At 34.7% G+C, this 16,857-nt stretch carries 19 protein-coding genes; 4 read left to right on the top strand and 15 right to left on the bottom strand.

What is annotated here, in order from left to right; translation table 11 throughout:
• The first annotated feature begins 20 nt into the window (after positions 1-20).
• On the top strand, positions 21-1,118 hold the full coding sequence (gene lpxB, locus Q8S25_RS02505; protein WP_305534544.1) for a lipid-A-disaccharide synthase: 1,098 nt from the start codon (positions 21-23) through the stop codon (positions 1,116-1,118).
• A gap of 4 nt (positions 1,119-1,122) precedes the next feature.
• Here the strand turns inward: lpxB and Q8S25_RS02510 are convergent, their stop codons facing one another.
• Complete coding sequence (locus Q8S25_RS02510; RefSeq protein ID WP_305534546.1) at positions 1,123-1,299, bottom strand: DUF6728 family protein; 177 nt, start codon at positions 1,297-1,299, stop codon at positions 1,123-1,125.
• A gap of 90 nt (positions 1,300-1,389) precedes the next feature.
• Between Q8S25_RS02510 and Q8S25_RS02515 the strand changes: the two genes are divergently transcribed.
• Entirely contained in the window at positions 1,390-3,435 is a 2,046-nt protein-coding gene (locus tag Q8S25_RS02515) for a penicillin acylase family protein (protein ID WP_305534548.1), read from the top strand.
• Between the two features lie 2 nt (positions 3,436-3,437).
• Here the strand turns inward: Q8S25_RS02515 and metX are convergent, their stop codons facing one another.
• Positions 3,438-4,454: a homoserine O-acetyltransferase gene (metX, locus tag Q8S25_RS02520; protein WP_305534551.1), complete on the bottom strand. Its 1,017-nt coding sequence runs from the start codon at positions 4,452-4,454 to the stop codon at positions 3,438-3,440.
• A gap of 75 nt (positions 4,455-4,529) precedes the next feature.
• Between metX and Q8S25_RS02525 the strand changes: the two genes are divergently transcribed.
• Entirely contained in the window at positions 4,530-5,690 is a 1,161-nt protein-coding gene (locus Q8S25_RS02525; RefSeq protein ID WP_305534553.1) for a PLP-dependent aspartate aminotransferase family protein, read from the top strand.
• Here Q8S25_RS02525 and Q8S25_RS02530 read toward each other — a convergent pair.
• The 7 genes from Q8S25_RS02530 to Q8S25_RS02560 form a co-directional block, all read right to left on the bottom strand.
• Positions 5,661-8,234, bottom strand: coding sequence for a cation-translocating P-type ATPase (locus Q8S25_RS02530; protein ID WP_305534555.1), 2,574 nt, complete (start codon positions 8,232-8,234; stop codon positions 5,661-5,663). The two genes, Q8S25_RS02525 and Q8S25_RS02530, sit on opposite strands and share 30 nt — an antisense overlap.
• A complete protein-coding gene (locus Q8S25_RS02535) occupies positions 8,227-8,664 on the bottom strand; it encodes a hypothetical protein (RefSeq protein WP_305534557.1) in 438 nt (145 codons plus the stop codon). Before Q8S25_RS02535 ends, Q8S25_RS02530 begins: the two co-directional genes overlap by 8 nt.
• A 23-nt stretch (positions 8,665-8,687) precedes the next feature.
• Positions 8,688-8,876, bottom strand: a complete 189-nt coding sequence (locus Q8S25_RS02540) for a CsbD family protein (protein ID WP_305534559.1) — start codon at positions 8,874-8,876, stop codon at positions 8,688-8,690.
• Positions 8,877-9,024: 148 nt separating this feature from the next.
• Positions 9,025-9,666: a trimeric intracellular cation channel family protein gene (locus tag Q8S25_RS02545; protein ID WP_305534561.1), complete on the bottom strand. Its 642-nt coding sequence runs from the start codon at positions 9,664-9,666 to the stop codon at positions 9,025-9,027.
• A gap of 40 nt (positions 9,667-9,706) precedes the next feature.
• Positions 9,707-10,084 carry a DoxX family protein gene (locus Q8S25_RS02550; protein ID WP_305534563.1) on the bottom strand — a complete coding sequence of 126 codons (378 nt, stop codon included), beginning with the start codon at positions 10,082-10,084 and terminating at the stop codon, positions 9,707-9,709.
• Between the two features lie 42 nt (positions 10,085-10,126).
• Entirely contained in the window at positions 10,127-11,089 is a 963-nt protein-coding gene (locus tag Q8S25_RS02555) for a sodium-dependent bicarbonate transport family permease (protein ID WP_305534565.1), read from the bottom strand.
• Positions 11,079-11,585 (bottom strand): hypothetical protein, encoded by a 507-nt coding sequence (locus Q8S25_RS02560; protein ID WP_305534567.1) that lies wholly within the window; start codon positions 11,583-11,585, stop codon positions 11,079-11,081. Before Q8S25_RS02560 ends, Q8S25_RS02555 begins: the two co-directional genes overlap by 11 nt.
• Before the next feature lie 99 nt (positions 11,586-11,684).
• On the opposite strand from Q8S25_RS02560, the gene Q8S25_RS02565 reads away from it, so the two are divergent.
• A complete protein-coding gene (locus Q8S25_RS02565) occupies positions 11,685-12,584 on the top strand; it encodes a LysR family transcriptional regulator (RefSeq protein WP_305534569.1) in 900 nt (299 codons plus the stop codon).
• On the opposite strand, the gene Q8S25_RS02570 is transcribed toward Q8S25_RS02565, so the two are convergent.
• The 6 genes from Q8S25_RS02570 to Q8S25_RS02595 form a co-directional block, all read right to left on the bottom strand.
• Entirely contained in the window at positions 12,581-13,372 is a 792-nt protein-coding gene (locus Q8S25_RS02570) for a TonB-dependent receptor domain-containing protein (RefSeq protein WP_305534571.1), read from the bottom strand. The genes Q8S25_RS02565 and Q8S25_RS02570 overlap by 4 nt on opposite strands.
• Positions 13,323-15,050 (bottom strand): outer membrane beta-barrel protein, encoded by a 1,728-nt coding sequence (locus Q8S25_RS02575; RefSeq protein ID WP_305534573.1) that lies wholly within the window; start codon positions 15,048-15,050, stop codon positions 13,323-13,325. The genes Q8S25_RS02570 and Q8S25_RS02575 overlap by 50 nt, the downstream gene beginning before the upstream one ends.
• A gap of 83 nt (positions 15,051-15,133) precedes the next feature.
• The gene (locus Q8S25_RS02580) at positions 15,134-15,835 is read right to left on the bottom strand and encodes a hypothetical protein (RefSeq protein ID WP_305534575.1); all 702 of its coding nucleotides are present in this window, start codon (positions 15,833-15,835) and stop codon (positions 15,134-15,136) included.
• A 68-nt stretch (positions 15,836-15,903) separates the two neighbouring features.
• Complete coding sequence (locus Q8S25_RS02585) at positions 15,904-16,293, bottom strand: hypothetical protein (protein WP_305534577.1); 390 nt, start codon at positions 16,291-16,293, stop codon at positions 15,904-15,906.
• Positions 16,294-16,309: 16 nt separating this feature from the next.
• The gene (locus Q8S25_RS02590) at positions 16,310-16,582 is read right to left on the bottom strand and encodes a DUF4242 domain-containing protein (RefSeq protein ID WP_305534579.1); all 273 of its coding nucleotides are present in this window, start codon (positions 16,580-16,582) and stop codon (positions 16,310-16,312) included.
• A 68-nt stretch (positions 16,583-16,650) separates the two neighbouring features.
• Complete coding sequence (locus Q8S25_RS02595; RefSeq protein ID WP_305534581.1) at positions 16,651-16,857, bottom strand: helix-turn-helix transcriptional regulator; 207 nt, start codon at positions 16,855-16,857, stop codon at positions 16,651-16,653.

Genomic DNA, 16,857 nt, shown 5'->3' on the forward strand with positions numbered 1-16,857 from the left:
TATTTATTTAGTTATTCAACATGAAATACTACATAATAGCGGGAGAAGCCAGCGGAGATTTACATGGCAGCAACCTGATTAAACAATTGCAAATAAAAGATGCTTCAGCACAAATAAAGTGTTGGGGTGGAGATTTAATGGAAACCGCAGGAGCCATTCTGGTAAAGCATTACAGAGATTTAGCGTTCATGGGTTTTTCGGAAGTGATAAAAAACTTACCCACTATTTTAGGCAATTTGAGCTTTTGCAAAAAAGACATTTTAAGCTTTCAGCCTGATGTACTCATTCTAATTGATTATCCAGGCTTTAATTTAAGAATTGCTGAATGGGCCAAACAACAAGGATTTAAAGTGGTCTACTATATTGCACCTCAAGTATGGGCTTGGAAAGCCAATCGAGTAAAAAAAATGAAGCAATGCATCGATTTAATGTTATGTATTCTTCCTTTTGAAAAAAACTATTTTAAAGCAGAATGGAACTGGGAAGTAGAATACGTAGGCCATCCCTTAATTGAAGTAATTGAACAATTTAAAGCAACCCATCAATTGGAAACCAAACCAATTGTGGCTTTATTACCTGGGAGTCGTAAACAAGAAATTGCGAAAAAACTTCCGATTATGTTAAGTGTAGCTCCACATTTTCCTGATTATGAATTTGTGGTGGCTAAAGCACCAGGGCAAGATGATGCTTTTTATGAACCATTCTTACTAGGCCAAAATAATGTAAGGGTAGTGAAAGACAGTACTTATTCGTTATTGATGCAATCCAGTGCAGCATTGGTTACCAGCGGAACTGCCACTTTAGAAACTGCCTTATTTGGGGTACCAGAAATTGTATGTTATAAAGGAAGCAATATCAGCTATCAAATTGCAAAGCGCTTGGTTAAAATTAAATTCATTTCCTTAGTGAATCTAATTATGAACAAAGAAATTGTGAAAGAGTTAATTCAAGATCAACTAAACACTTCCAATTTAGTTCAAGAATTAAATACCCTTATAAAGGATGGTAAACAACAAGAAATGCTCAAGAAAGAATATGCAGAACTTTATCAACTGCTATCAGCAGGTGGTCATGCTTCCAAGAATGCAGCATTGCATATTATGGATTTTATGAAATAATAAACTAGCGAAACATTGGTATCACTACCTGCTTTACAACAATAAAGATGACAGCTAATAAGAACATCACTAGTGAAATCCTATTCATACCATGCATGTATTTCATCCAAGTAGATTTAGGTGCATTAGGATCAGCTTTCTTTATAAATAGGTATTGTTGAATTTGGTTCCAGATTCCCATGGTTGGTCATTTTTACAAAGATAACATGCTGAGCCGATTTTAGTTCAATCAACCTTATACCCTTAGATTTGTTAAAATACAAAACGATATATGCTTCCAAAAGTCTTTTTAATAGTTTGCTTGGCCATTGGTTTGAAAACCCAGGCTCAAATAGATCCTGCCAAAATTGATATTATCCGCGACAAATACGGCGTTCCCCATATTTTCGGAAAAACAGATCCTGAAGTGGCTTATGGCCTGGCTTGGGCGCATGCGGAAGACGATTTTACTACCATACAACAATCCTTATTAGCGGGCAAAGCCATGCTGGCTCAATACCAAGGGAAAAAGGGCGCATCCATCGATTATATTGTTCACTTGTTGCGTATTCCTGAACTAGTTGAAGAACGCTATGAATCGGATTTAGCACCCGACTTTAAAAAACTATTGGAAGGATATAGCGCTGGCCTGAATGCATACGCAGCCAAACACCCCAAAGAAATATTGCTCAAAAAAATATTCCCCGTTACCCCCAAAGACATGGTGCAGTACTCTGTTTTACAACTTTGTGTGCTTTCAGGGGCTGATAAAGCATTGGCTGCAATTTTTGGTGGCACCATCCCTTTATTAGAAAATTATAAAACGCAGGGAAGCAACGCATTTGCTTTTAACAGCAACAAAACAAACGACGGACAAGTCTATTTAAATATCAATGCCCATCAACCCTTAGAAGGTCCTGTAGCATTTTACGAAGCCCATTTAAGCAGTGAAGAAGGATGGAATATATTGGGGGCAAACTTCCCGGGTGCTCCATCTATATTGCATGGAGTAAATGAGCATTTAGGTTGGGCCCATACGGTAAACGAGCCTGATAAATTAGATGTATACCAATTAGAAATAAATCCTGAAAACAAAACGCAATATAAACTAGACGGCAAATGGGAAATATTGGAAGAAAGAGTGGCCCAATTAAAAGTAAAAATTGCGGGTTTAAAAATCAATGTAAAAAAGAAAGCGTATTGGAGTAAATATGGCCCAACCATTATTACAGACAGAGGCACTTTCTCCATCAGAATGCCCGCTCAAATGGATATCAGAGGACTAGAACAATGGTATCGTTTTAATAAAGCCAAAAATTTTACTGAGTTTAAAGCGGCAGTAAACATGAAAGCCATTCCCGGTTATAATATTGTTTATGCTGATAAATACGATACCATCTATTATATCAGTAATGGACGTATTCCAATCAGAGATAAAAACTATAATTGGAAAACCACTTTACCCGGTAATACCAGTGCTACATTGTGGAATCAGTTACATCCAATAGAGGCCTTACCACAAGTATTACAACCAAAATCTGGATTTGTATACAATACCAACCACTCGCCTTTTCATTCAACGGAAGGCCCTGAGAATCCGATTGTAACTGATATTACTATGGGATATGAGACCCTAGAAAACAATCGCAGCAAGCGTTTTGAAGAAATGCTCAAACCCCTGAACAAAGTGAGTTACGAAGACTTTAAGCGAATCAAATTCAGTAGACAGTTTCCATCCAACTTTTACTTTCCTTATAATATTGATACCCTATTTATGTTGGATGAATTAAAGTATACTGATATAGCCGACTTAATTACACAACTAAAAACTTGGGATAAAATTGCCGATGCAGAAAGCATTGGAGCTGGTACCTTTTTTATGATTACTCATACTGTTTATGACAATAGAGCAATTTACCTGAAGCAAAAAACAATAACCCAAGATCAGGCAGTAGAAATTATGAGAGCTGCTAAAACAAAAATGTTGGCGAGTTTCAACAGAACCAATTTGCAATTGGGAGATATTCAAAAACTGGTTAGAGGAAATGTAGTTTTACCTTTACCTGGCTTACCGGATGTATTAGCCCCCATGTATTCTATACCATATAAAGATGGGATGTATAAGGGAAATCAAGGTGACGCATACATTGAAATGGTTCGCTTTACTAAAAACGGCCCTATCATTGAAAGCTTGAATGTATATGGAGCTTCTGCTAGAAAGGATTCTCCGCATTACACCGATCAAATGGACATGTATGTGAAGCAACAAACCAAAAAAATGACTTTAGATAAAGCAACTGTTTATCAAGAAGCGGTGAAAAAATATAATCCTCTTTAACCTTACTGAATAAAGGGTTTTAGCAAATTGGTAATTTGTTGTGTTTCAATAATGAATCCATCATGTCCATAAGTGGAATGAATTATTTCTAATGAAGCATTAGGCATGTAAGTAGCCATGAATTGTTGCTCGTCTACAGGACAAAGTATATCAGAACTTATTCCTATGATTAAAGTAGGTTGTTGTACACTTTGTAGTACAGCAATTAAATTCCCTCCTCTGCCTCTTGCTAAGTGATGACTATCCATTGCTTTAGTAAGTAACCAATAACTATAAGCATTAAAGCGATTCACTAATTTTTGACCTTGGTAATTAATATAGGAAGATGCTTTAAAGTCGTCTATTTTTTCCGGGTCAGGATCTGTCTGCTTCTCTTGAAAAGTAGCGTAATTGCGATAAGTGAGCATACCAATAGCACGAGCTGCTTTTAATCCAGCAGCACCAGCTTCTGTAGTATGATGTCTCCAAGTAGCATCTGCTTCTATGGCCAGCCTTTGTGCGGTATGTACCGCAACACCCCAAGCAGATTCTGAAGGAGAGGTTGCAATTAAAAATAGCTTCTTAATAACCGATGGCTCCATCACCGCCCACTCCAACACTTGGTATCCACCCATACTTCCACCCATCAATAACTGAATAGATTGAATGCCTAAATGCTTTCGTAATAAAATATGTGCCGCCACCATATCTCGTATGGTTACTAAAGGAAAATGAGAATAATATGGTTGATGGCTAGCTGAGTTTAAACTCAAAGGCCCTGTTGAGCCATAACTAGAACCAATAATATTTGCACAAACAATAAAATAATCAGCTGGATTAATTAAGCATCCCTCTCCTACCAATCCTTTCCACCAGTCAGCTGCATCGGAATTAGCGGTTAAAGCATGGCATACCCAAATAATATTGGTACCATCTTTATTCATATTACCATAAGTATGGTAAACTATTTCTAATCCGTGTAAAGTCTCCCCGCATTCCAATAACAAAGGAGATTCGCAGGTAAATTGCTGTATGGCCATTATTCAAAATTCTACCACAAAATAAAGACATGTGAAGCGTACCTTTGTGAAAATTTTAAAAGCAGCGCTAGGACTATGAAAAAGCAAACACAGGCCATCCGAATTCAAACAGAACGCACTCAAGAAATGGAACATTCATCCCCCCTTTTCTTAACCAGCAGTTTTTGTTTTGATAATGCAGAAGAAATGCGTGCTGCTTTTGCGGATGAATCGGACGATAATATTTATTCCCGTTTTAGTAATCCGAGCGTACAAGAATTTGTAGATAAATTGGTGGCTTTAGAAGGCGCTGAAGCTGGCTATGCAACTGCTTCAGGAATGAGTGCTGTATTCGGTTCATTCATGGCATTACTAAAACAGGGAGATCGCTTATTGTCTTGTAATTCTATATTTGGAAGTACCCATACCGTTATTGCAAAATATTTGCCCAAATATGGAATTGAATACGGTTATATAGGCGCCAATGCAACCGAAGAAGAATGGGAAGCAGCCATTACCCCTAACACTAAAATGATTTACCTAGAAACCCCTACCAATCCAGGACTTGAAGTATTAGATTTAGCAATGATTGGAAAACTAGCAAAAAAACACCAGATTATATTCAATGTAGACAATTGCTTTGCCACACCAGTTAACCAACAACCCATTGCATTTGGAGCAGACCTAGTAGTGCATTCAGCAACTAAATGGTTAGATGGTCAAGGACGTGTTTTGGGTGGTGCTGTAGTAGGCAGAAAAGACTTAATTAAAGAAATCTATTTATTCTGCCGAAGCACAGGGCCAGCACTATCCCCTTTCAATGCTTGGGTACTCAGCAAAAGTTTAGAAACACTTGATGTAAGGATGGAACGTCATGCTTCCAATGCATTATTTATAGCACAAGCTTTAGAAAATCATTCAAGCATAGCTAACCTAAGATATCCATTTTTACAATCTCATCCTCATTATTCAATTGCCACTAAACAAATGCAAAATGGTGGTGGAATAGTGTGTTTTGAGTTGAAGGGGGGGATTGAAGCTGGCCGAACATTTTTAGATAACCTCAAGATGCTTTCGCTCACAGCTAATTTAGGAGACACCAGAAGTATTGCATCTCACCCTGCAAGTACTACACACGCCAAACTAACAGAAGCCGAAAGACAAGCGGTCAATATTACTCCAGGCCTCATTAGAATTAGCGTAGGACTTGAGCACAAGGAAGATATACTAGCGGACATTCTTCAAGCGCTTGATTAGCTTTTCTAATTCTACTGCATGAAAAACAATCATCGACATTAATATACAAAAACCTAATTCTTGTAAACTTAGTGGTTGTGTTTTAAATATTTCATTTAAGAAAGGGATATAGATGACACCCAACTGTAAACAAAAGGTAAATAGTACAGATAATAGTAATAGTGTGTTAGAAAAAAATCCTTGTTGAAATAAATATGTTTTATCACTTCTGACCGCCAATACATGGCCTAATTGAGCAAAAGACAATACTGTAAATACCATAGTTTGCCAATGAGCAGAAGCATTATGCAATGCATAGGCTTGGGTTGTCAATGTAACACCTGCCATCAATAGTCCTACCCATATAATATGCAACCCTACTCCATCTGCAAAAAAACTTTCTGAAGCATTCCGAGGAGGTCTTTTCATAATATCTAATTCCCCTTTTTCATTGGCCAATGCTAAAGCTGGTAATCCATCAGTTACCAAATTAATCCATAAGATATGTATGGGTAATAACGGAATGGGCATCCCTAAAATAGGAGCTAAAAAAATAGTCCAAATTTCTGCACCGTTGCAGGTCATAATATACTTGATGAACTTCCGAATATTATCTACAATTCTTCTTCCTTCTTTAATAGCATTTACAATAGTGCCAAAACTATCATCCAATAAAATTAAATCAGCCGCTTCCTTACTTACATCTGTACCTGTGATACCCATTGCAACACCAATATTGGCTGCCTTTAAAGAAGGTGCATCATTTACCCCATCACCTGTCATCGCAACAAAATGTCCGTTACTTTGCAATGCTTTAATAATACGTAATTTTTGATTGGGCGAAACCCTAGCATATACTGCAATGTTCAATACTTCCATTTTAAATTGCTCATCATTTAGCTGAGCCAAAGCTGTACCAATCATAACCTTATCTCCTGCTTGCATTATACCGATTTGCATAGCAATTGCTTTAGCTGTTTCAGGGTGGTCACCCGTAATCATGACAGGCTTTATTCCAGCTTCTATACATTCTTGAATAACATTTACCACGTTTACTCTGGGAGGATCCATTAATCCTACCTGGCCAATCCATACTAAATCCTTCTCTACAGTTTCACTGGTTATTTCCTGAGGGAGTGTATTGATTAATTTAAATCCGTAAGCAATAACCCTCATTCCTTTTATTGCCCATTTATTAGACAAGGCAAGCAATTGGTGCTTAGACTCTGCGTCCGTTAAAGAAGCTTGAATGGTTTCTGTTGCCCCCTTGGTGATCACCAAAAATTGGTCGCCAAAGGAATGAATGGTTGTCATACATTTTCGATCAGAATCAAACGGAATTTCAGAGACTCTTGGGTATTGACTATATAATGTATGAAATTCAGCAATAGTTAGCTGGTCTATGCATTGATTTACAATGGCAAGTTCTGTTGATTCACCAAATGGTTCCCCTGACTGATTAAATTGAATATCATGGTTTAAGGCCATTGAGAGCAATAATGGCGTATTAGAAAATGATGGAGACAAAACCGTATTTTCAAAAGTCTCAATCACTTCCATTTTATTCTGAGTTAGTGTACCTGTTTTATCAGAACAAATAAAACTAACTGACCCCAAAGTTTCTACAGCAGGGAGCTTTCTGATTAATGCCTTTTTCTTGGCCAGCCTTGCCGCACCTTTAGATAATGCAATAGTAATTAAAGCTGGCAATGCTTCTGGTATAGCAGCCACCGCTAAACTGATGGAGAGCAACAATAAAGTAAAAGGATCTTCACCTCGGATTAACCCGCTAATAAACAAAACAAAACAAATGAATAAAATTATATAAGATAATTTTTTACCAAAATATTCCATTCGTTTTTGCAATGGAGTGGTTGCTTTATCTTCTTGTAGCAATCCTGCAATTTGACCTAATTCTGTAGACATTCCGGTTACCACCACTAAACCAGTTGCCCTACCTGCAGTTACCAAAGTGCCTTTAAATGCCATATTGTGCCGATCGCCTAATGAAATTTCTACTTCATTAATGGTGTCTGCTTTTTTATGAGCAGCAGTCGATTCTCCAGTTAAGGAGGATTCGTCTATGCTAAGCGTATGTACTTCAATTAGTCGTATATCTGCAGGTACAATATTCCCTGCTTCTAAGTAAACAATATCACCAGGCACTAATTCTTGAGACGGAATAATTGCCGGCATTTCGTCTCGGTTAACTCGAGCCGTAGTAAGACTCATCTTTTTTAAAGCAGCCATTGATTTTTCTGCTTTATACTCTTGACTAAAACCTAATAAGGCATTCAATAGTACAATGATTAAAATAACAATTGTATCCACCATATCTCCCATTATACCTGAGAGAACTGCAGCTACCAATAAAATGATAATCATGAAGTCTTTAAACTGGTCAAAAAAATAAACCCATGCGGGTTTATTTTTCTTGGTAACTAATTCATTTAATCCATATTTGGTTAAACGATTAGACGCTTCTATTGGGGATAATCCTTTTCTAGACGATTTGAATGCGTTAAACACATCATCCTCGCTTAAATTAAAATATTGCTTATTCATTCTTAACTGTAAAATCTTTTAGGGCTTTTCCTAATTCATCCATATCGCGGTTGAATTCTTCTTTAAATTTAGCCCAACCATCTTTACCATCCGCTTTATAATCGGCAATTTTTTTCTTCATATCGGTATTTTTCAACTCTAATGCAGCAATCTTTGCTTTATACTCTGCCTTGGCTGCTTTTTTATCTGTGGCAATTCTAGCATTGAAATCGGCAATACTTTTTGCATTTTCATCAATCTTTTCATTTGTTTCTAACCTGAACTTTTCTACATCGGCCAAATATTCGGCATTGGCCTCATCTAAATTTTCATTGGCTACCTTTACTTCATCCTCTGCCTTTTCAACTTTCTCTGCAGAAGAGTTACAGCTAATCATTTCAGTTCCTGCCAATAATAATAGGGCAGAAAAAATCAAACTTATTTTTTTCATATTGTACTTTTAAATGGTAAAAATTATAAAGATGTGAGAATCTTTTGGAGTTCTTCCTTAGACTTGCCTAATTTTATTTGAAGACGTCCCATAAGTTCATCATGCTTTCCTTCAACCAACAACATATCATCATCAGTAAGCATTGCATACTTCTGCTTCAATTTACCTTTAAGCTCTTTCCAATTACCGAGTAACTCTGTAGTGTTTTTCATGTAGTCTTTTTAAATGTTATTTTGAAAGACTAAAGGTCAAAAACAAAGTATTGTAGTTTATTACAGAACTGTAAGCAAATGATACATTATTTACAGATTCGAAAAAATAGTAGAATCAATAGTTGATTACCTAACCGTTTGGGTGAAATTATTTTTTGATGTTTTCCTTAACGTTAGATTGTAAAGCACGTAATATTGGTAAATGGATATGAAATTGAACAGCTAAAACTCGAACCAATATCACTACAGATGCTGCAATAATTTCTGTTAATCCTGTTGATAAACCAAAATAAAGACAAACAAAATACACTACCCCTCCTATAATACAAGCCAAGGCATAAATATCTTTTTGCAACAGCAATGGTACTTCGTTCAATAAAATATCTCTAATAACGCCACCAATTGAGCCTGTAATTGCACCCATAACAATACAAACCCAGAATGGAAAGCCAGCATCTAAACTCTTGGTAATTCCAACAATAGTTACAAGGCCTAAACCAATGGTGTCAAATAAAAAAAGCGTATTGCTCCATCTAAAAAGTTTTTCTTTAAAAACCAACGTGGCCAATAAAGCCGCACCAGTTGTTATAAAATACCTACTATCCAACATCCAAAATGGAGTAACACCTAAAAGCAAATCACGTATGGTACCGCCGCCAATAGCGGTTGCTAACCCAATGATATAGGCACCTAACCAGTCCACCTGTTTGCCAGAAGCTAATTTAATTCCACTAATAGCAAATGCAAATGTGCCAACAAGATCGGGTAAAATGGTTAATAAATTTCCCAATAAAATTTCATCTAATAAATGACAAATAAAATAAAAATTCCTACTTAATTAATTGGATATACTTTGCTCTATTTTCCCACATGATCCATAATAAAATAGCGGAGAGTATAATAGCTAAAGGCAACCCACTTAAAGCAACTGTAGCGTGAATATGTACAATTCCAACCATGATTGGGAAAATCATCATAGCACCAAGCGCCCTTAACTTAGGAATCAACAATAAAATCCCACCAAAAAGCTCAACAACAGCAATCAGAGGCATTAACCAAACAATTTCCATTAAAGCAGTGTTTACTTTAACCATTTCGGCAGGTAAATCAGGGGGTACAGGTATGTAATTGAAAAACTTATTTAAGCCTCCGTTGATAAACATAAGGGCGAATAAAACAGTTACTACGGTTAAAACTTTTTGTTTCATACACTTGATTTACACTAAATATAAAAAAGATAAATCAGTTTATCAAGTAGTTTGAGCTATAAAAAAGTATAGAGGCATCCCAATAGTTATATTTACTGGAAAGGTAACAGCTAACGCCATCGGCAAAAATAGTCCTGGATTTGCTTTTGGAACAGATATTTTCATTGCAGCGGGAACAGCAATATAAGATGCACTTGCAGCTAAAATAGCAAACATAAATCGATTGGTAATATCATCTGTAACAAACATACTGGCCCATGCAAAAAAAGACCCATTAAGTAAAGGAATAAAAAAAGCAAATAAGAAAGGAAATAAGCCAAAGGAGAAAAATGCTTTTAATTTTTTACCACTAGATATACCCATATCCAATAAAAAAATAGCTAGAAACCCTTTAAATAAATCATTGGTAAATGGTTTGATTCCTTCAGCTTGTTTTGCATTAGCAACTAATCCAATTAATAGACTTCCCAAAATAAGTAATACACTACCATTGGTAAAGGAATGCTTAATTACATCTCGTTTTTTAATATCGGTAACATCTTCGCGATTAAAAAGACTAATCAATAATAAACCAACTATAATTGCAGGGGACTCCATTAATGCCATTATGGCTACCATATAGCCATGAACACCTAACTGCTGAGACTCCAAATAAGTAACAGCAGTAACAAAAGTAACAGCACTTACAGAACCATAAGCTGCAGCAATTGCACCAGCATTATATATGTTCAATCGCTTTTTAAGAAGAAAAAATGTATAAACTGGTATGATAACAGAGATTGTTACGCCTAACAGCATTGACCATGCAATTTCTGAAGAAAACTTTTCATGAGAAAGCTCTTGACCACCCTTGAAACCAATTGCAAACAATAAATAAAGCGAAATAAACTTAGAAGAATTCGGAGGTATTTCTAAATCGCTTTTCAAATAAACCGCTAAAATTCCTAAAACGAAAAACAGTAAAGCTGGATTGGTTAAATTGTCTAATAAAAGATTATAATTCATAGGTAGCTTTAATAGGAGCTGCAATTCTAGACTCTTTTACAAATTGCATTGAAGAAGATATCACCAAGGTCTTAACCACTATTTTCTCTTCAATAATTAAGTCAGTAAAAACACCATTAGTCAAAAATTCATTTTTTTGATTATGAGCTATTAATTCGGCTAGTCGGAATAGTTGATATTGATTTGATCTTCCTTTTAAACTAGTGGCGAAAGCCTGTTTATAAATACTTTCTACCCAATGTTCAGCATCCAAACCAAACAAATCCTTATTCAAGATTACCGAATTAATAATTCTAGAAGACGCATCATTAACAAAGTAAATTGCATTTATATTATTCCTAACAATTTCGCCCATTAGAACCTCAATAAAAAGGTGGTCATTGTAAGGGATTATTGCTCCAGGGCTAGAAATAAAGAAAGCATTAGATCCATATTTTTGCTTCAATTTATTCTCTACACATGAAAAAGGGCAAACAATAAATAGTATGTTACTCATGAGTCAGTTTATTTGGATCATTAACCGATGGGTGCAAATTTGGCAGTATTTTACATAAATTTTCATTTATCTTTAATATATAAACCATAAATTATTTTTATGAATTATACTTTAAATCAATTACAAATTTTTTTAAAAGTGGTAGAAACACAGAGTGTTACTAAAGCCTCAGAAGAGTTACATTTAAGTCAACCAGCTGTTTCCATACAATTAAAAAATCTTCAAGACCAATTTGAAATACCCTTAACAGAAGTAGTTGGAAGAAAAATATATATTACTGATTTTGGGAAAGAAATTGCACTAGCAGCAGCAGAAATAATTAATCAAGCGAATGCCATTAACAATAAAACCTTGGCATATAAAGGTCAACTTGCAGGTCGGCTAAAGTTATCTGTAGTTTCAACAGGAAAGTATATTATGCCTTATTTTCTAACAGAATTCATCAAACTCAATAATGGTATAGAATTAAATATGGATGTAACAAATAAGTCTAAAGTAATTGAGAGTTTAGAAAAAAACGAAATTGACTTTGCCTTAGTTTCCATTTTACCTAGTTCATTAAATATTGAAAAACTAGATTTATTGCAGAACAAATTATACCTAGTAGGCAATAATAAACCCAAGCTTTCTATTAAAGACATTCCCATCATATTTCGAGAGCAAGGTTCTGGAACTAGACAAACAATGGAGAAGTATTTCGAAAAAAATCAATTAAGCATTCAGAAAAAAATGGAGCTAACTTCTAATGAAGCAGTTAAACAAGCATTGATGGCCGGACTAGGGTATTCGATTATGCCACTTATTGGAATTAAGAATGAACTACAGAATAAAGAATTACAAATCATTAATACAAAAGGATTACCCATTAAAACTACTTGGAGTTTAATTTGGCTAAAAGGAAAAAAACATTCTCCCGTATCATTGGCTTTTCTAAACCATTTGAAAAAGGAGAAAGCTACGATTATCAAAGAAAAATTTAGCTGGTACGAGCAGTATTAAAATTCTTTTTCACCAATTTCACTTGTTGGAAGCTTTGGTCTATTAGTCAGTTTATTTAGATTGAAGCTAAAATTAAGTAGCAACACATCTGTCTCATAAATATAATTGGTAGTTGTGTAAAAATTTTTACCAAAAGTAGTAATGCGTTGTTGATTAGTATTCATGAATCCTAGGTTCATATTTTGCCATTGTAATCCTATGGAGAATTTTCCGTTCAAAATTGTTTTTTTGATTGAAGAGTTGACAGATAAAAATCTTGAGTCTTCTCCCTGCGCAGTAGGTCGCGCAGATAAATAATTCATATTGGCTTGTAAATTCCAGCTTCGACCTAGGTTAAAAGTATTATTCATGTTAATGGAGTAAACCCAATTTGAATTATTTACAGTTGAAGTGACCCCCAATACATTCAACCCTCCATTTATTTTGTAATTATATATATTGGCGCCAAAATATAAATTGTACCACAAAGTCAACTTAAAATTTGTACCCATTTCAATCCCAAAAAGTCTTGCTCTATCAACATTAGTAAAGACCCTATTCAAAATAGTGTCTGCATATATACTATTTACTCTTTGTATTGGATTTTGAATATTTTGAAAATAAAGAGTTGCAAAAAAAGTTCCTTTAGAAAAACTATGATTCACTCCCAACTCAACCAAATCAATCATTTGCGGGAGCAAATCTGGATCACCCTGTTCTAAAGTTTCAGAGTGCTCTCTTTCTGGTATTGGATTTAATTTAAAAATTATTATTTCGCTGTATGCGCTTACTATAACCTGCTTTTGCATTCCAGTTATTGTTAAACGTGTACAGTAAATTAAAAGAGGGAAATAAATTACGCATCTTTAATAAATGCGGATTGATGTCTGAAGACAAAATCACTTCCCTATTCGCATTTTCATACCGCAACCCAGTTGTATATTGAAGACTTGACGCTTTTCCACTATACTGTGCATATAACCCATTTACCTGATTCACCGATTTAGCCGTTCCCCTGAACTTTGCAATATCTGGTTGATTTGAAAAAGGTGTAACTGTATAATCAAACTTACCATCTTGTTGATCTCGTCTAAATTGATAGCCCGCTTCAAATTTTCCAGCTCCAATTGAAGTACTGTAATCTAGTTTAAACCTATAACCATTGATTGGATTCGTGTAAGGGTTGGTTACTAGTTGAAAAGGGATTGTTTTGGAGGCCAAATCTAAGTTTTGATTAAAAGTATTCCCGTAAAGATTTGCATTCTCATAAATAGCCGAACTAGAAAGTTTCGAATTATTTTTAAAAGTATGAACATAATCTAGACTGCTCACCAAAAATTCACCCTCCTTATTTTGAACATTGGAATTGAAATATGGAAACTGTTTTAATATAGCTCCATTGGTTAAGTTTTCAACAGAATTATTATAGTTAATATCTGCCCTTCGCTGTTGGTATTTTTTACTAATAAAAAATCCTGCGCTAAATAGGTTTTGCTTGTCAGCTGCATAGTTAACAGCTGTTCTAATTCCATAATTATATCTGTCAAAACTTCTTTCGCCTATTGAAGGAAACCGAGTAATAGTATTATTTACCTCATTGATTGTATACACATCTCCTTCCCTACTACCGTTGGCATCATTTCTATTATAGTTAGCACTTACAGAAAAATTCCACTTATTTTTTTTATAACTCAAGGTAATATCACCCCCAAAACGTCCTGGTTTTTCTAAATTATTATAATCAGTAGTACTAGGCAACCCGCCAAGTAAATTGGCTTGCACTTCAAATCCATCTGTAATTCCCTTTTTTGTTGTTATATTAATAATACCAGCTCTTCCGTCCGCATCATATTTTGCTGATGGAGCAGTAATTAATTCAATTCCTTCAATTGTGTTTGCTGGCAATTGGCTTAAGATGGTTTGCGCATCGGTTAATACAGGTTTACCATTAATTAATACCAAAAATCCTGTAGAGCCCCTTACACTTATTTCTCCTGAACTATTTACCGCAACAGAAGGCAAATTCTTCAAAACATCTGTGGCCGTTCCGCCTTTTGCTGCTTCAAACTGATTTGCTTTATAGGTTTGCTTATCTAATTTATTGGAAAGGGAATTATTAATTTTACCTGTCACAACTACTTCACCTAACGATTCATTGGATATAGATAATGGAATACTATCAAGCAGTAACTGTTGATTTTTCTTTTGAATAGAAAATGGTAAGAAAAAGTTTCGGGCACCCAAAGAAACTACTTTCAATAAAAAATTACCAGTGTTAATTTTAGAAAAAATAAAAGCACCATTTTTTTGAGTCAAAAACCCTTCTACAATAGATGAATCAGAAGCCTTTAAAATAGATACACTTGCAAACTCAACAGGGCTTCTAGATTTACTATCAATAATGATACCTCTCAGTTCAGCATTTTGTGCATACATTGATGATATAGAAATAAATAAAACAAATAAAAGAGATAATGAATTCTTCATTGACTTTGAGAGCATAATGTAAGATGCCGAATATTAACGTATCACAGAGTACTTAATATTTATTTGGGCCAAATACCCCCTTTTTAGGTGTTAGTAGTTGCTACTATGAAGAATACTTTATTCTCTTTAATAATTTTATATCCATAATAAATACAAACAAGTCCAATAAACTCAGTCACATACAATACTTCAACATATCCTGCCCTTGTAAAAGAGCCACCAATTCCAGGTAGTAATCCTCCTATTGCAATAAAAATATTACCCTTGAATGGGGCTTCTTTAATTCCTTGTTTATAATATTTATACGCAGAATATATAGCTCCTCCTACCAAAAATAGAAAGGCGTAAATATTAATGAGTGGAGAAAAGTAACGAACCCATTTCCATGCAAAAACACTCCCAGTTAATTTATTGTTGAACGAATCAGGCAGTTCAACCGGAGTTAAAATAACAAAATAAGAAGCAACTAGAATTAAAAGTATAAAAAACGCTGATGTAATATGTGCAAACTGCTTATTCATTAACAAATACACACTGCCCTGGGCCAATGGATACCCGCCTAATAAAGCCCCTACGATATACCAATATTTTAAATTAGTCTCACTCCAACCCAATAAAATATTGATACTTTCAGACAAAGTGCCTAAACCAAAAGTTAATACCCCCAATGCCCACCAAAGTAAATAGTTCTTTCTCTTTAACTGATAGTGCTTATATATTTCCTTAAAAAAATAAATAGAAAATAAAGTAGTAAAAATGGGGATGTATTCAACAAGATTTTTCATAGCTCAATTAAAACACGAAATTGAACTAATTGTTAGTTGAATGAGTCAGCCAATTGTAAAATTAACTTTCAGCTTTTCTTTTTCTTGATTTCCCAATAAATCCAACCACCCAAGAACCCTATTAAAAAACCGATTGGACCTGTAATAAATATTCCAAGTAAAGGCCCAAGATTAGACTCAGGCATAAAAATCATAGGACCCAAAAAACCTCCTAACAGTCCTACTCCCCCAACACTTAACCCACCCATCAAACAATAAGTAGCAAAAGAATCTCTTAGTTGATCAGTTTTATTCCAAATCATTTTGGCAATTAGTATTGCTATTGCAAATGAAATGAATGGCTTCAAAAAAATAATTGAATCAGGAAATGGTAAAATATTTAATATGAAAATATTAGAGAAAAAATATACCGCAATCAAAGTGACTGCAGTATATATCAATCTCAATGGTTGTTTCATGACTAATAATATTTAATTATTCTGCTGTGGTAGGATCAATCATGGTCTTCACTTCACTAATTGAATTAGCTGGGAAGCCTCCTTGACTAGCATGTTCTCGAATCATCTCTTCATTTGGAGCAATGTACACACAATAAATTTTATCATTTGTTACATAACTCTGCAACCATTGTATTTCAGGTCCCATTTTATTTAATACTCCACAAGAGGTTTGTGAAATGGCTTTAAGTTGGTCAGCTGGAATATTACCTGCATCAGGAATATTTCTTTCGATTACATACTTTGGCATAAATTGGATAATTTGGTTAAATCATAAATTACGAAATTTATTTTAAAAAATCAACCCTAACTTATCATTTATTCATTGGTAAATTCAAGTATATCCCCTGGCTGACAATCTAAAACTTCGCAAATAACTTCTAGCGTACTAAATCTAATTGCCTTTGCTTTCCCTGTTTTTAAAATGGAGAGATTAGACAAAGTTAAACCTACTTTTTCTGAAAGTTCGTTTAGAGACATCTTACGCTTTGCCATCATTACATCTAAGTTTACTATAATTGGCAT

This window comes from Sediminibacterium sp., from assembly GCF_030695065.1.
Lineage (GTDB): Bacteria > Bacteroidota > Bacteroidia > Chitinophagales > Chitinophagaceae > Sediminibacterium.

What these genes read in the sequence shown, in the direction of transcription:
- lpxB (WP_305534544.1), top strand. Translation starts at nt 21, where the DNA reads ATGAAATACTACATAATAGCGGGAGAAGCCAGCGGAGATTTACATGGC.
- Q8S25_RS02510 (WP_305534546.1), bottom strand. Translation starts at nt 1,299, where the DNA reads ATGGGAATCTGGAACCAAATTCAACAATACCTATTTATAAAGAAAGCT.
- Q8S25_RS02515 (WP_305534548.1), top strand. Translation starts at nt 1,390, where the DNA reads ATGCTTCCAAAAGTCTTTTTAATAGTTTGCTTGGCCATTGGTTTGAAA.
- metX (WP_305534551.1), bottom strand. Translation starts at nt 4,454, where the DNA reads ATGGCCATACAGCAATTTACCTGCGAATCTCCTTTGTTATTGGAATGC.
- Q8S25_RS02525 (WP_305534553.1), top strand. Translation starts at nt 4,530, where the DNA reads ATGAAAAAGCAAACACAGGCCATCCGAATTCAAACAGAACGCACTCAA.
- Q8S25_RS02530 (WP_305534555.1), bottom strand. Translation starts at nt 8,234, where the DNA reads ATGAATAAGCAATATTTTAATTTAAGCGAGGATGATGTGTTTAACGCA.
- Q8S25_RS02535 (WP_305534557.1), bottom strand. Translation starts at nt 8,664, where the DNA reads ATGAAAAAAATAAGTTTGATTTTTTCTGCCCTATTATTATTGGCAGGA.
- Q8S25_RS02540 (WP_305534559.1), bottom strand. Translation starts at nt 8,876, where the DNA reads ATGAAAAACACTACAGAGTTACTCGGTAATTGGAAAGAGCTTAAAGGT.
- Q8S25_RS02550 (WP_305534563.1), bottom strand. Translation starts at nt 10,084, where the DNA reads ATGAAACAAAAAGTTTTAACCGTAGTAACTGTTTTATTCGCCCTTATG.
- Q8S25_RS02555 (WP_305534565.1), bottom strand. Translation starts at nt 11,089, where the DNA reads ATGAATTATAATCTTTTATTAGACAATTTAACCAATCCAGCTTTACTG.
- Q8S25_RS02560 (WP_305534567.1), bottom strand. Translation starts at nt 11,585, where the DNA reads ATGAGTAACATACTATTTATTGTTTGCCCTTTTTCATGTGTAGAGAAT.
- Q8S25_RS02565 (WP_305534569.1), top strand. Translation starts at nt 11,685, where the DNA reads ATGAATTATACTTTAAATCAATTACAAATTTTTTTAAAAGTGGTAGAA.
- Q8S25_RS02570 (WP_305534571.1), bottom strand. Translation starts at nt 13,372, where the DNA reads ATGCAAAAGCAGGTTATAGTAAGCGCATACAGCGAAATAATAATTTTT.
- Q8S25_RS02575 (WP_305534573.1), bottom strand. Translation starts at nt 15,050, where the DNA reads ATGAAGAATTCATTATCTCTTTTATTTGTTTTATTTATTTCTATATCA.
- Q8S25_RS02580 (WP_305534575.1), bottom strand. Translation starts at nt 15,835, where the DNA reads ATGAAAAATCTTGTTGAATACATCCCCATTTTTACTACTTTATTTTCT.
- Q8S25_RS02585 (WP_305534577.1), bottom strand. Translation starts at nt 16,293, where the DNA reads ATGAAACAACCATTGAGATTGATATATACTGCAGTCACTTTGATTGCG.
- Q8S25_RS02590 (WP_305534579.1), bottom strand. Translation starts at nt 16,582, where the DNA reads ATGCCAAAGTATGTAATCGAAAGAAATATTCCTGATGCAGGTAATATT.
- Q8S25_RS02595 (WP_305534581.1), bottom strand. Translation starts at nt 16,857, where the DNA reads ATGCCAATTATAGTAAACTTAGATGTAATGATGGCAAAGCGTAAGATG.